Annotated in this window: 16 protein-coding genes; 4 read left to right on the top strand and 12 right to left on the bottom strand. The window is 64.7% G+C overall.

Annotated features, from left to right (window positions below):
* Window positions 1-51: 51 nt before the first annotated feature.
* The 4 genes from VIM12_RS09350 to VIM12_RS09335 form a co-directional block, all read right to left on the bottom strand.
* A complete protein-coding gene (locus VIM12_RS09350; RefSeq protein ID WP_331941338.1) occupies window positions 52-621 on the bottom strand; it encodes a chemotaxis protein CheW in 570 nt (189 codons plus the stop codon).
* Between the two features lie 10 nt (window positions 622-631).
* Window positions 632-997 (bottom strand): response regulator, encoded by a 366-nt coding sequence (locus tag VIM12_RS09345; RefSeq protein ID WP_331941337.1) that lies wholly within the window; start codon window positions 995-997, stop codon window positions 632-634.
* Window positions 998-1,015: 18 nt separating this feature from the next.
* Window positions 1,016-1,417, bottom strand: coding sequence for a response regulator (locus VIM12_RS09340; protein WP_331941336.1), 402 nt, complete (start codon window positions 1,415-1,417; stop codon window positions 1,016-1,018).
* Window positions 1,418-1,630: 213 nt separating this feature from the next.
* Window positions 1,631-1,783: a rubredoxin gene (locus VIM12_RS09335; RefSeq protein WP_331941366.1), complete on the bottom strand. Its 153-nt coding sequence runs from the start codon at window positions 1,781-1,783 to the stop codon at window positions 1,631-1,633.
* A 99-nt stretch (window positions 1,784-1,882) separates the two neighbouring features.
* Between VIM12_RS09335 and VIM12_RS09330 the strand changes: the two genes are divergently transcribed.
* Together VIM12_RS09330 and hemL are read left to right on the top strand one after the other, a co-directional pair.
* Window positions 1,883-2,707, top strand: a complete 825-nt coding sequence (locus tag VIM12_RS09330; RefSeq protein ID WP_331941335.1) for a hydroxymethylpyrimidine/phosphomethylpyrimidine kinase — start codon at window positions 1,883-1,885, stop codon at window positions 2,705-2,707.
* Window positions 2,708-2,731: 24 nt separating this feature from the next.
* Window positions 2,732-4,015 carry a glutamate-1-semialdehyde 2,1-aminomutase gene (gene hemL, locus VIM12_RS09325; protein ID WP_331941334.1) on the top strand — a complete coding sequence of 428 codons (1,284 nt, stop codon included), beginning with the start codon at window positions 2,732-2,734 and terminating at the stop codon, window positions 4,013-4,015.
* Between the two features lie 33 nt (window positions 4,016-4,048).
* Here hemL and corA read toward each other — a convergent pair whose 3' ends face one another.
* From corA to mpl, 8 genes are all read right to left on the bottom strand, one after another.
* Window positions 4,049-5,011, bottom strand: a complete 963-nt coding sequence (gene corA / locus VIM12_RS09320) for a magnesium/cobalt transporter CorA (RefSeq protein WP_331941333.1) — start codon at window positions 5,009-5,011, stop codon at window positions 4,049-4,051.
* Window positions 5,012-5,340: 329 nt separating this feature from the next.
* Window positions 5,341-6,039: a monofunctional biosynthetic peptidoglycan transglycosylase gene (gene mtgA, locus VIM12_RS09315; protein ID WP_331941332.1), complete on the bottom strand. Its 699-nt coding sequence runs from the start codon at window positions 6,037-6,039 to the stop codon at window positions 5,341-5,343.
* A gap of 1 nt (window position 6,040) precedes the next feature.
* Window positions 6,041-6,859, bottom strand: coding sequence for a shikimate dehydrogenase (aroE, locus tag VIM12_RS09310; RefSeq protein WP_331941331.1), 819 nt, complete (start codon window positions 6,857-6,859; stop codon window positions 6,041-6,043).
* On the bottom strand, window positions 6,856-7,758 hold the full coding sequence (locus VIM12_RS09305; protein ID WP_331941330.1) for a TonB family protein: 903 nt from the start codon (window positions 7,756-7,758) through the stop codon (window positions 6,856-6,858). Before VIM12_RS09305 ends, aroE begins: the two co-directional genes overlap by 4 nt.
* Before the next feature lie 69 nt (window positions 7,759-7,827).
* Window positions 7,828-9,831 carry a ribonuclease catalytic domain-containing protein gene (locus tag VIM12_RS09300; RefSeq protein WP_331941329.1) on the bottom strand — a complete coding sequence of 668 codons (2,004 nt, stop codon included), beginning with the start codon at window positions 9,829-9,831 and terminating at the stop codon, window positions 7,828-7,830.
* 11 nt (window positions 9,832-9,842) lie between these two features.
* The gene (locus VIM12_RS09295; protein ID WP_331941365.1) at window positions 9,843-10,373 is read right to left on the bottom strand and encodes a chorismate--pyruvate lyase family protein; all 531 of its coding nucleotides are present in this window, start codon (window positions 10,371-10,373) and stop codon (window positions 9,843-9,845) included.
* A gap of 59 nt (window positions 10,374-10,432) precedes the next feature.
* Window positions 10,433-11,017 carry a YqiA/YcfP family alpha/beta fold hydrolase gene (locus VIM12_RS09290; protein ID WP_331941328.1) on the bottom strand — a complete coding sequence of 195 codons (585 nt, stop codon included), beginning with the start codon at window positions 11,015-11,017 and terminating at the stop codon, window positions 10,433-10,435.
* Complete coding sequence (mpl, locus tag VIM12_RS09285; RefSeq protein WP_331941327.1) at window positions 11,014-12,390, bottom strand: UDP-N-acetylmuramate:L-alanyl-gamma-D-glutamyl-meso-diaminopimelate ligase; 1,377 nt, start codon at window positions 12,388-12,390, stop codon at window positions 11,014-11,016. Before mpl ends, VIM12_RS09290 begins: the two co-directional genes overlap by 4 nt.
* 161 nt (window positions 12,391-12,551) lie before the next feature.
* Here mpl and VIM12_RS09280 point away from each other — a divergent pair, with 161 nt between their 5' ends.
* A complete protein-coding gene (locus VIM12_RS09280) occupies window positions 12,552-13,163 on the top strand; it encodes a hypothetical protein (protein WP_331941326.1) in 612 nt (203 codons plus the stop codon).
* A complete protein-coding gene (locus VIM12_RS09275) occupies window positions 13,160-13,681 on the top strand; it encodes a TlpA disulfide reductase family protein (RefSeq protein ID WP_331941325.1) in 522 nt (173 codons plus the stop codon). The genes VIM12_RS09280 and VIM12_RS09275 overlap by 4 nt, the downstream gene beginning before the upstream one ends.
* Window positions 13,682-13,694 lie beyond the last annotated feature (13 nt).

Below are 13,694 nucleotides of genomic sequence, written 5' to 3'. Positions count from 1 at the left end.
CCTCGTTGTGCTGATTGTCCTGCAGTACCTGCAGCGCGCGCATGCCGCCCGTCACAGGCCGACCTGCAGGAACTGCGGGTCTTGTACGATTGTTGAAAGCGTGAGTTCGGTCCAGCTCTGGTTGTCACGGTCGCGATAGGCCTGGGCAGCCCAGGGCGCCGCGCCCTCCACCGGTTCGGCCGACATCTCGGCGACGTTGCGCAGGCCCATCACGCGCGATACCAGCAGGCCGCAGTTGAAAGCGAGACCGGGCGCAAACGCGACGATCCGGCTTTCCTTCTCGATCGGGGTCGACGGCATGCCGAGGAAACGGGCAAGATCGACGACGCTGATCAGGTTGCCGCGGATATTGGTGAGGCCGATGTACCAGTCCTGCGTCAGCGGCACCGGCGTTACCGCGCCGACGGTGACGATTTCCCCTGCCTCCTGCAGGTTGAGCAGCCATCGGGCGTTCCCGATCATCACGCCGAGCCGCGAGGACTGTTCCTGCGGGCTGCTGCTGGCGGCGTGCATGCGTTCCACGAGCTGCGCCTGGAACTCGCGCAGGCGGGTACGGCGGGTACCCGTTTCGCGTTCCTTCAACGCCGCGTCCGGTGCGAGATCCAGCCTGGTGGAAGTCATGGCAGTCGACTCAGCCGAGCGATGCGATCTTGGACAGCAATTCCTGGGGGTCGACCGGCTTCACGATGTAATCCCGCGCGCCCTGCCGCAGACCCCAGATGCGGTCGGTTTCCTGCCCCTTGCTGGTGCAGATGATGATAGGCACGTCCTGGGTCTCCGGATCGCGCGAAATGGCGCGCGTGATCTGGAACCCGTTCTGGCCCGGCATCACGACGTCCATCAGGATCAGCTGGGGCTTGTCGGCCTTGACCTTCAGCAGGGCCTCTTCGCCGTTTTCGGCGGTCGACACCGAGAATCCATTCTTCACAAGAATGTCGGTCAAAAAATAACGTTCAGTCGGGGAATCATCCACCACGAGAACTTTTTGTATCGGCATCTTTTACCTTTTCGAGTATTACTGGGAGAGCGCAGGCGTTGTGTACTGCCGCACTGTCTTGAGCAGGCTGTCCTTGGTGAACGGCTTCGTGAGATAGGCGTCGGAACCGACCATCGCGCCTCGCGCGCGGTCGAACAATCCGTCTTTCGAGGAAAGCATGATGACCGGCGTTGTGTGGAAGCGGGCGCTCTTCTTGATCAGCGCACACGTCTGGTACCCGTCGAGCCGGGGCATCAGGATGTCGCAGAAGATCAGTGCCGGCTTGTGATCGTTCATTTTCGCAAGCGCGTCGAACCCGTCGTCTGCCAGTACGACCTGATAGCCAGCCTGGCCCAGAAAAATCTCCGCCGATCGACGAATCGTGCTGCTGTCGTCGATGACCATGATCTTGACTGCGCCGGTTTCTACTGATGTTGTCATGACGTTATCTCTCGAACCATCCGACCAATACTACGGCGCTACTGTAACAAAAAGCAAGATGCTTTAGGTCAAGTCCGGGGTTGATTTAAGTCAACGTCGTATTTCTGCGAAACAGGCAGTTGTCGTTCTATATAGGGGTAACACGGCGGAGGGAGTGCGGCGCGGTCGCGACGGGAAGTGCGGGACCGATGGCCCGGACACGTCATTTCGTGGTCAGATTGCCACCATTTCAAAATCTTCCTTGCGGGCGCCGCACTCGGGACAGGTCCAGTTCATCGGCACATCTTCCCATCGCGTACCGGGCGCAATTCCCTCGTCCGGGAGACCTTCGGCCTCGTCGTACACCCAGCCGCAGATCAGGCACATCCAGGTCTTGAATTCTTCGTTCGATGCGACGCTCGTACTCACAGTTGACTATCCTTCGTTCAAGTAAAATGCAAAGTCGAACATCTTAATGCAGCGGCCGTGCAAAACCAAACTTCTCCACTCATCCTGACTTTCGGTGCCACCGATCCGGTTGGCGCAACAGGTATCCAGGCCGACCTGGCGTCGTTCGCGGCGATGGGCTGCCATGGCCTGTCCTCGATCACCGCGCTCCTCATCGCCGATTCCGCGCGGGTGGAGGACATGCAACCCGTCGACGCCGACTGGGTGGCGGACCAGGCAAGGGTCGTGCTTGAAGACATGGCGGTGGCGGCGATCAAGATCGGCGCCGTCGGCAGCATCGAGAGCGCGGCTGCCATCGCCGAGATCGTGTCGGACTACCCGGACCTGCCGCTGGTGCTCGATCCTTTCGTCAGCGCCCTGCCCGAGCGCGAGGACGGCGACGACATGCTGGGCGCGATCCGCGAACTCCTGGTGCCGCAAACCACGCTGCTGCTCCTGTCCGCCGTCGAGCTGACCCGGCTCGCGGAAACCTGGCGCGAGCCGTCGGACGACGACATGACTGCCGTCGATGCGATGCACCTGGTCGACACCGGCTGCGAGTATGTACTTATCACCGGCACCGGCGGGGACGCGCAGGAAATCTGCAACATGCTTTTCGATGGCACCGGCCTGCTGCGCGAGGATCGCTGGCCGCGGCTCGCCGGTCCGTTCAGTGGCGCCGGCAGTACTCTTTCGGCGACCATCGCGGCGATGCTCGCGAACGGCATGGAAGTGCCGGAGGCCGTGATCGAGGCCCAGGAATTCACGCATGCCGCACTGTCCGCGGCACAACGGCTGGGCATGGGCAAACTGACCCCCGACCGCTACTTCTGGGTCCGCGAGCCAGGCGACGAATCCGACTAATCTTCACTCTTCAAAAGACATCGCATGACTTCCAAGAATGACCTCCTGTTCACCCGTGCGCAGGCGAGCACGCCCGGTGGCGTGAATTCGCCGGTGCGCGCGTTCCGTTCGGTCGGCGGCACGCCGCGCTTCATCACACGTGCCGAAGGGCCGTATTTCTGGGATGCGGACGGCAAGCGCTATGTCGACTACATCGGCTCCTGGGGTCCGGCGATCGTCGGCCATGCGCACCCCGACGTGGTGCGTGCGGTGCAGGAAGCAGCGACCCATGGACTGAGCTTCGGCGCACCGACCGAGGCCGAGATCGAGATGGCGGAAGAGATCTGCAGGCTCCTGCCGTCGGTCGAACAGGTGCGGCTGGTCTCGAGCGGCACCGAGGCGGCGATGAGCGCATTGCGACTTGCGCGCGGCGCGACCGGGCGCGACAAGATCATCAAGTTCGAGGGCTGCTACCACGGACACGCCGATTCGCTGCTCGTGAAGGCCGGCAGCGGTCTGCTCACCCTGGGTAATCCGACCTCGGCCGGAGTGCCGGAGGATTTTGCGAAGCACACGCTGGTCCTGGACTACAACGACCCGCAGCAGCTCGAAGATGCGTTCCGCACCATGGGTGACCAGATCGCCTGCGTGATCGTCGAACCGGTGGCGGGCAACATGAACCTGATTCGCGCCACGCCGGAATTCCTGCAGGCGATGCGCCGGCTGTGCAGTGCGCACGGCGCAGTGCTGATCTTCGACGAGGTGATGTCGGGCTTCCGCGTCGGCCTGGGTTGCGCCCAGGGGCTGTACGGGATCACGCCCGACCTCACCGTCCTAGGCAAGGTGATCGGCGGCGGCATGCCGGTGGCGGCCTTCGGCGGCCGCAAGGACCTGATGAAGCATCTGGCGCCGCTCGGCGCGGTCTACCAGGCCGGCACCCTGTCCGGCAACCCGGTCGCCGTCGCGGCGGGCATGTGCACGATGAAGCTCGTGCAGCAGCCGGGCTTCTACGAAGCGCTCTCGGCGCGGACCGCCGAACTGGCCTCCGGCCTGGCGGCGGCCGCACGAGAGGCAGGGGTGGAGTTCTGCGCGGACGCCGTGGGGGGCATGTTCGGCCTGTATTTCGCAGACCGCATCCCGGGGTCGTACAAGGAGATGATGGCCAGCGACAAGGATCGCTTCAACCGCTTCTTCCATGCGATGCTCGATCTGGGCGTCTACCTTGCCCCGTCCGCATTCGAAGCCGGATTCGTCTCGGCGCGGCACGACGCTGCCGTCATCGCGGTGACCGTGGACGCGGCGCGCGAGGCATTCAGGCGCGCGGCCTGAACATGAAAAAGGCGGCGCCGGGGCGCCGCCTTTTCATTTGAGCCAACCGCGTCGGCGGAAGTACCAGAACGGCGTGACCGCGCTGCCCACCATCAGCAGCAACGCAAACGGATAGCCGAGGTTCCAGTTCAGTTCGGGCAGTATGCGGAAGTTCATGCCGTAGATGCTGGCAATCAGGGTTGGCGGCAGGAAGGCCACCGATGCGACCGAGAAGATCTTGATGATCTTGTTCTGGTTGATGTTGATGAAGCCGACGGTGGCGTCCATCAGGAAGTTGATCTTGTCGAACAGGAAGGCGGTATGGCCGTCGAGCGACTCGATGTCGCGCAGGATCTGCCGCGCCTCCTCGAACTGCTCGCCGTTGAGCAGCCTGCCGCGCATCAGGAAACTGACGGCGCGCCGCGTGTCCATCATGTTGCGGCGGATACGGCCGTTCAAGTCCTCCTCCTGCGCGATCGCACCGAGGGCGGCGGCGGCGTCCTGGTCGGTCAGCTCTTTCTTCAGCACGCTGCGGCTGACGTCTTCCAGGCTCTGGTAGATGCCTTCCAGCGCATCCGCGGAATACTCTGCGTCGGTTGCGTACAGGTCGAGCAGCACATCCTTGTAGTCGGCAATGGAACCGGGGCGGGAACGCGCCCGCATGCGCACCAGCCGGAACACCGGCAGGTCGTCGGTGTGCACCGAGAACAGCATGTTGCGGGCGAGGATGAAGGCCACCGTCACCACCCTGGATCCGTCATCCTCCTCGAGCAGAAAATCCGTGCGCAGGTGCAGGTCGCCGTTCTCGGCCTCGTAGTAGCGGGCCGATGCCTCGATATCCTTGACTTCGTCTTCCCCCGGCAGGGTCACGCCGTAGATGCTTTTCACCCACCCGCGCTCTTCCTCGTTCGGATCGGTCAGGTCGACCCAAACCGGTGCGGCGCTTTCCAGGTCGTTGCGGGTCTCGATGTTGACCTGGTTCAGCCGCCCGTTCTGCAAGACGAAAACATTAATCATGTGCTCTCCCGGCCGCGCCTGCAGGTGGGGCGCAGCCCATCCCGCATCTGTCGTGCGGGCTGGTTCAATTCTTCAGGAACGCGGCCGTGCTTGCGGCCTGGACGCGCCCCGCCTGAGGCGAGAGGCGCTTGGATGGGAACCGGGCAGCGCTAACTCGCCGATCTACCGTCGGATAACGGTCGACTGTGTGTACTGGGACTACCCAAGACGGGTCTCCGGGAACAAAAACAGCGCAAGTGTACTGACAACAATAGCATCAGGCAAGCCGCTGCGGCCGCGTTTGCGCCTGGCGTTATGACCGGTCACGCCGCGGCGGGTTCGATCCGCCGCTACGGCAGGTCGGCCGCATTCATCCGGCGCAGGATCAGCTCCGTGCGCCGCGCGAGATAAGCCGATCCACGGTGCTTGTCGTAGTAGCGCGGGCGCGGCAGCATGACGGCGAGACGCGCGGCCTGGGCCGGGCCAAGCGCGGCCGCCGACACGCCAAAATAGTGCTGCGCCGCCGCCTCCGCTCCGAACACGCCAACGCCCCACTCGACGACGTTGAGGTAGATCTCGAAGATCCGTTCCTTGTCCATCATCGCCTCCAGCATGTAGGTGATCGCCACTTCCTGCGCCTTGCGCAGGTAGCTGCGTTCGCCCGACAGGAAGAGGTTCTTCGCCAGCTGCTGGGTGATGGTGGAGCCGCCTGCCACGACCCTGCCCTTCTTCGTGTTCTTTTCATACGCTTTCTGCAGCGCCTGCCAGTCGACCCCCTCATGCTCCGAAAAATTTGCGTCCTCGGCTGCGATGATGGCCCGCTTCAGATGATTGGAAATACGGTCGTAGGGTATCCACTTGTGCTTGAGGCGGGCATTCGGCGATTTCTCCTGTAATACGGACAACTGCTGGTCCATGAAACTGGTGGAGCGCGGGTTGTGATCGATCCACCACCAGATCTGGATCAGGAAGTACAGCTGGATCACCAGTACCGCGAGCAGGGGCGCGGCCAGCATCCAGAACAGGAGCTTGCGCAGCGGCTTCTTCATGTCAGAGCCGGTCGCGCAGCCAGGAGAGCAGTTCGCCGGTACGCGGGCGCACGCCGCGCCAGACCGAAAACGACTCGGCGGCCTGCTCCACCAGCATGCCGAGCCCGTCGCGAATCACTGCGCCGTGGCCGCGCGCAAAGCGCATGAATACCGTGGCCTCGCGGCCGTACATCATGTCGTAGGCGAGCGTGCCGCTGCCGAACACCACCGGGTCGACCGGCGGCAGCGCATCGCCAAGACTGGCCGAGGTGGCATTGATGATGATGTCGAAAGGCACGTGCACTTCTTCAAATCCGCAGGCGGCGACCGGACCGTCGGCGGCGAATTGCGTCGCCAGTTGCCGCGCCTTCTCCGGCGTGCGATTGGCGATCACCAGTTGCGCCGGCCGCTCTGCCAGGATCGGCAGGATCACCCCGCGCGCCGCGCCGCCGGCGCCAAGCAGCAGGATCTTCTTCTTGCGCATCGGGCTCGCGGCATTGCGCACGATGTCGGTGACCAGGCCGACGCCGTCGGTGTTGTCGCCGTAGATGCGCCCCTGAGCGAAGCGCAGCGTGTTGACCGCGCCGGCGGCCCGCGCGCGCGGACTCAATTCTTGTGCGAGGGCGTGCGCCTCGAGCTTGAAGGGCACGGTGACATTTGCGCCCTTGCCGCCTGCCGCGATGAACTGTTCCACCGCGGCGCGGAAACCGTCGAGCGGCGCCAGCAGGCGTTCATACACCAGTTCCTGCCCCGTCTCCCGGGCGAACCATGCATGAATGTCCGGCGACCGGCTGTGGGCGACCGGATTGCCAATCACCGCGTAGCGTTCGGGCCCGCTCAATTGCGTCCCCCGGACATTTCAGCCTGCAGGCCGTCGTCGCGCGTGAACTTGAACCGGGTCGTCATCACCCACACATCGTCCTTGCCGCTGCTGCGCATGTTCTTGGCGAACGCACCGAACGGCGCGGCGCGCTGCACGATGCGGCGGGCCGCCTGATCGAGGGCGGGATTGCCGGAAGAGCGCTCGACGACCACGCCTTCGTCGCGGTCCGCGGTGTAGATCTGCCCGTCATGGAAGATGGAAATCGAGAGGGTCAGCTCGCCGTACAGCTTGCGGCCGTCCTTCTGCGGGAAATTCAGCGTGCCGAATTTCTCGATGCGCTGGCGCACCGTGTCGAAATACATTGCATAGCCGACCTCACGCGTGCTGGGGGAGATGAAGGTCTTCTTCGGCCGCTTGTTCTCATCCTCGATGCGCTTGGCGATCTCGGCTTCCCGACGCAGGATTTCCTGGGCACTGTCGGCCACGTCGTCGGCCTCCGGACGCGGCAGGTTTTCCTTCGGCACCGCCTGCTCCTTGGTGGGCGGTGCGGCCAGCGGCGATTTGCGGTTGGCCTGGGCGAGCATGCGCTGCTGCCGCTCGAGTTCCTCGATGCGACGGCGCATCGCCGCCACGCCGTCGCCATTTTCGTGACGGCGCATGTCAGGCAGGGGGGAACTCGCGCGGCCGGCGTCGGCGTTGCCGCCGCCGTCCAGGTTGGCTTGCGCCAGTGCCTCGGCTTTCAGCGGCTTCCTGTCATGCTTGGCATTGACGAGAATGACCTCCAGGCCGGGATCGGCGGGCTTGAAGCGAAATGCATCGGGCGCGGCGAAACGCACCGCCAGCAGCGCGCCATGCGCCAGCACCGACGCCGCAATGGCAATGGCCAGGGTGCGGTTTTCAGGTAGGAGTAACTTCACGCGGCGACAATCAGGCGTTGGATAACCCCGGGATTTTACGATAAAGGGCGACCCGGGACCCGGCAGTTTTTATTGCTGTACCGATTCCGCGCCAGTCTCGGTGTCGGTCGTGGCGATTTCGTCATCGACCGGATCGGCCTCATCGGCGACATCCGCCGTTCCCGCTGCCGCATTGACCACTTCGACAACACGCGCCTCGATCGAGAGATCGACTTCATCCCACCGGATCAACTCGAGCCGGACTTGCGCGCCGCGGGCTGCCTGCGGCATGCCGGGAAGGCGAATGATGAGCGGAATGTCAACCAGGCGCAGTATCTCGTCCTTCAGGACGACCGCGTCGACCATCCTTGCGTTTTCCTGGCTGAGCCAGCGCAGGCACCAGTAGCGCTCCATGCCCGACTGGAAATCGGCGTAGGCCGCATATGCGGCGTCGAAGGCCGACACGATGGCGAACAGGTCCGCGTCCTTCGGCTTGAACGGCGCGGCCAGCGGCGCGGTGACGCCGTGCTCGGCGCAGGCCAGGATCTGCCACTGGTTGACGAGGTCGGTGTAGCGCCGCAGCGGCGAGGTGCTCCATGCGTACTGGTCGACACCCAGGCCCTGGTGCGGCGCCGCGTGCGTCAGCATACGGACCTGCATGCGCGCGCCCCAGCCGCCTCCGCTCCCGCCTCCGCCCTGGGCGCGGTAGATGCCGGGTACGCCCGAGTCGTGCATCAGCTTGCCCCAGGTGCTGTTGGCGAAGATCATCAGCTCGGCCACGATCTTGTCCAGCGGTGCGCCCCGCTTGCGCCTGACGATGCTGACCACATCGTCCTCCACGTAGAAATTGAAATCGACCCGGTTGGTCTGCTCGGGCTTCAGGCCGAATGCCGCGCGCTTTTCCATCCGCGCCTGTTCGAGCGCCTGCGCCCACTGCCATAGCACGGCGATGTCGGTCTTGTGGGGATAGTCGCCTGCGCCGGCGGCAAGGTTTTCCTCCGTGACGAGGTGGTCCAGGTCGTTATGGCGCAGGTTGGCTGCGATGGGCACCAGTTCGGCCCGGGTTTCCGTGCCGAGCACCGTCCACGTCGCAGTGTCGAGCGTGGCATACAGGGACAGCGCCGGGCAGCTGCGGCCCTCGGCCAGCGTGAATGCATCGACCAGTGTGTCGGGCAGCATGGTGATCTTGTCGCCGGGCATATACACCGTCGACAGGCGCTGGCGGGCGATCGCGTCGAGCGTGTCGCCCCGCCGTATGCCGATGCCGGGCGCGGCGATATGGATGCCGATCCTTACCCTGCCATCGGCCAGTGGCGTCACCGAAAGGGCGTCATCGATCTCGGTGGTCGTCACGTCGTCGATCGAGAACGCCTGCACCGGCGCCTCGGGCAGCGCCGGCACCGGCGGGACCGCCAGCGCCGGGAAGCCGGTCCCCTTCGGAAAGTATTCATGCAGGAATTTCCCCAAGTGCAGCTGCTTCGGGGAGGCGACGCCTCCCGCGGCGAGCATGACCCGATGCAGCGTCGTCTGCATTTCGTTCGCGGCCGCCTCCAGCGCCTTGTACTCGATGCTGTTCTTGTCGGGCTTGAACAGCAGCTGCATCGCCAGCGGGCGGAAGCTTTCCGGCAGGCGGCCGGCCTTCAGTTCGTCGACGTACTGCGCCTGTACCAGGGCCTGCTGCTTCTTGCGCTCGATGCCGGCCAGCGCCGCCTTCAGGGAATCCTCGGGCGCGGCCTTGTAGCGTCCGCGGCCCTTGCGATAGAAATAGACGGGCGCCGCGTGCAGGCGCAGCAGCAGTGCGGCCGCCTCGACCGGTTTCGGCTCGTGGCCGAAATACTCGCCGCCCAGTTCCGCAAAGCCGAACTCCTCCTCGCCCGCCACTTCCCACAGGAAGTCGAGGTCGATCTCGTCGGCCAGCGCACGGGCTTCGGTCATCAGCTGTCCCGGCTCCGGCGCAGCGAACTGCAGCAGCACGTCGCGCGATTTCACCTTGGACCGCTTTCCGGTCGCCATCTCGACCTGGAACGCTTCACCCTGCTGGGACAATACTGCGCCGGCCTTGAACTCGCCGGACTCTTCAAAAAATAGATTCATTATTGCTTCGCTTATGCAGCGTTCAGGAGATCGGGCCCGGCCTGGCGCTGCAAGCGCAGCGCAACGATGGCGGGCAGGAACAGTTCGGTGACCAGCAGCAGGCCCCGGCGGCGCCGGTACAGGCAGCGGCGCGCCAGCAGCGGCGCGTCGAGCGGCGTGCCCAGCGCGGCCGCGGCGCGGCGTGCCAGCGGATGCCGGCTATGCAGCCGTGCATACTGCAGAGACCCCCGCCGCACGCGAGGATCGCCGAACAGGGTGGAGCCCAGGGAGCGTTCCCCGAGCCGGCGGAAAAACGGCCAGTCGGCGGCGCTGGCGGACAGGGGCACGACGGTATGGGCATAGACGACCGGCCGGCCGTCGCAGCGCAGCAGCACCTCGCGCGCCTGCACCTGCAGCCGCCGTGGCAGGCCGAGCAGCGCGCGTTCATCCGGCAGGCAGGCGTTGTTGCTCTGCGCCAGCCGTTGTACCCGGAAGTGGCCGCAGTGGCGCTGCAGCTTGGCCGTGAGCGACATGGTGTCGGTCAGCCAGCCCCGCATGAGCATCCCGGCATCGACGCCGTTGACATGCGCATGCCATTGCGCATGCGCGACGCGACAATCATTCACGGCGCCACCCCCGTGCCGAGGCCCGCAAAGGCCAGCACCCTGTCCGCATATAACGCGAAGTCGGAGATGCCATGGTCGCTGCCATCGATGATGCATCGCGCCGCGCCTGGATAGTGGTCCCGCATCTCGCGCCAGTCGAGCACCTCGTCCCCTGTCGCGGCGATCAGGAAATAGCGCTCGGGGCGCGTAATGTGCGGGACTTCGAGTGCCTTCAGCTCGTCGATGTATTCACGCTTGAACTCGAATCGTTCGTCCGAGTGGTAGGCGGTGGTCACGCCGACGTATTTCTCGAGGTCGCGCGGCGGCTTGACCGCCGGGTTCAGCAGCACGGCCCTGCAGCCGAGTTGCTCCGCCAGCCAGGTTGCGTAGTAGCCGCCCAGCGAAGAGCCGACCAGGGTCAGCCCGGCCGGCGGCGCGCCTGCCGCCAGATCGCGCGCAAGTTGCACCGCGGCCGCCGGCGAGGCGGGCAGCTGCGGACAGGCATAGCGGTGGGACAGCCCGAGCCCGCGCATGCGATCACCGAGCAGTCGCGCCTTGAACGATTGCGGGGAGGAACGAAAGCCGTGCAGATAAAGAATCATTGCGCCAGCGCGTCGAGGATCTTCTGATGGACCCCGCCAAAGCCGCCGTTGCTCATCACCAGCACATGGTCGCCGGGGCGCGCCGCACGAACGATGGCGTCGACCAGCGTGCCGATGTCGTCCCAGGCACCGGCCTTGTCGCCCAGCGGCGCGAGCGCCTCGCCGAGGTCCCAGCCGAGCGCGTCCTTGCCGCTGCGGGCGCCATAGCCGAACACCAGGTCGGCATCGCCCAGGCTGGCCGGCAGCGCCTCCTTCATCGTACCCAGCTTCATGGTGTTGGACCGCGGCTCGAGCACCGCGAGGATGCGCGCGCCGCCGACTTTCCTGCGCAGTCCACCGACCGTGGTGGCAATCGCCGTCGGGTGGTGGGCAAAGTCGTCGTAGACGGTGATGTCCCTGACCACGCCGCGCACTTCCATGCGCCGCTTGACGCTGACGAAGCGGGACAGCGCGTCGATGGCGACGGCCGGCGTCACGCCGACGTGCCGCGCGGCGGCAATCGCCGCCAGCGCATTCATGCGGTTGTGCTCGCCGGTGAGTTCCCACCGCACCCTGCCCAGTTCTTCTCCGTTGAACAGGACGTCGAAGCTGCCGTCCTCCTGGTCACGCATCGTCCAGCCCTGCCCGTCGGCGCCGCCGAACCGCTCCAAGTCGCTCCAGCAGCCGCGGTCGATCACCCGCCGCAGGGCATCCTCGCGGCCGTTGACCACCAGGCGGCCGACCTGGGGCACGGTCCGCACGAGATGATGGAACTGGGTCTCGATCGCCGTCAGGTCCGGGAAAATGTCGGCATGGTCGTACTCCAGGTTGTTCAGGATCGCCGTCCTGCTGCGATAGTGGACGAACTTCGAGCGCTTGTCGAAGAACGCCGTGTCGTATTCATCCGCCTCGATGACGAAGAAACTGGAGCCGTTTTCCCGGCCCGACAGCCGGGCCGAGATGCCGAAGTTCATCGGCACCCCGCCGATCAGGAAGCCCGGATGGTAGCCGGCATCTTCCAGGATCCATGCCAGCATCGACGCGGTTGTCGTCTTGCCGTGGGTACCTGCGACCGACAGCACCCACCGGTCGCGCAGGATATGCTCGCCTATCCATTGGGGACCGGAGGTGTAGGGCAAGCCGCGATTGAGGATTTCCTCCATCAGCGGATTGCCGCGTGAAACGACATTGCCGATCACGAACAGGTCGGGCTGCAGCGTGACCTGCGCCGGATCGAACCCTTCGATCAGCTCGATGCCCTGTGCCTCGAGCTGGGTGCTCATCGGTGGATAGACGTTGGCGTCGCAGCCCGTGACGCGGTGCCCGGCTTCCTTTGCCAGCACGGCCAGGCCGCCCATGAAGGTGCCGCAGATGCCGAGGATGTGGATATGCATATGCAGTGTCGCGAAATAAAAATCTGACTGAACCGGCCGTGGAAAGGTCCAAGGGGGGCAAGCGCGCGCCAGGCGATACGGCCACCCGGTTTCCGGCCGTCGGGGAAACCGGAATTCTACCCGACCCGCGCCATCCATCCTTACGGAGTATCATCGCGGCCATGAGCAATTTCACCAACAGCCTCGAAGCGTTGCGCGCCGAGATCGCCGCCGCCGCCGCGCGAATGATCGCCGAGGACGGCGCCGACTACGGCACGGCCAAGCGCAAGGCCGCCCGGCAAGTGCTGGGAAACACGAAGGTTCGCGGCGAGTACATGCCCGATAACGGCCAGATCGAAGAAGAAGTACGGCTCTACAACGAACTCTTCTTTGCCGATACGCAGCCGGAACGGTTGCGGCATCTGCGCCGGGTTGCGCTGCAGCTCATGCAGGAATTCGAACGCTTCAGCCCGTACCTGACCGGCGCCGTCCTCAACGGCACCGCGGGCGAGCATTCCGATATCCACCTCCAGCTGTTCGCCGAAAGCGCAAAGGAGGTTGAGATTTTCCTGATCAACAAGAATGTCGACTTTGAAGTGTCCGAGAGCCCGCATTTCAGAAAGCGCGACGAGCCGGTGGAGGTTCTGAGCTTCCTCTGGAAAAACGAAGGCGTCCATCTCGCGCTCTACGAGATTGACGATTTGCGCGGCGCGCTGAAGACGCCCGACGGCAAGCTGGTCCGGGCCGACGTGCAAATCCTGCGAACCCTGATCAACGATAGCGAAGAAGCATGAAAGGAAAGATTGTCATTTTTGCAGCGGTCGCGCTGCTTTTCGCCGGCCTGGGCGTCTACCTCGGGCATCGGCAGACGGCGCCCCTCCCCGCCGAGGCTGCCGCCGTCCAGGCCCTCCTCGCCCAGACCATGAATGACAGCAGCGGCACGCCGCAATCGTTATCGCAATGGAAAGGACGCGCGATGGTGGTCAACTTCTGGGCCACCTGGTGCGCCCCGTGCGTGGACGAGATGCCCGAGTTGTCCGCCCTGCAACAGGAGCTGGCGCCGCGACAGGTGCAGATACTCGGCATTGGTATCGATTCTCCCGCCAATATCGCCGAATTTGGAACCAAGTACAAAATCAGCTATCCGCTTTATGCGGGCGGCATGACGGGCACCGAACTGTCGCGACGGTTCGGCAACCAGGCCGGCGGCCTTCCGTTTACCGTGCTGATCGACAAGCAGGGCGCCGTCCGCAAGACCTATATCGGCCGGCTGAAGATGGACGAACTGAAGAAGGACCTTGCATCGCTCTGACGGACGGCGATAT

It is taken from the genome of Noviherbaspirillum sp., from assembly GCF_036563305.1.
GTDB lineage: Bacteria > Pseudomonadota > Gammaproteobacteria > Burkholderiales > Burkholderiaceae_D > Noviherbaspirillum.
The sequence above is the reverse complement of the archived record's forward strand: the minus strand, read 5'-3'. Positions and strand labels throughout refer to the sequence as shown.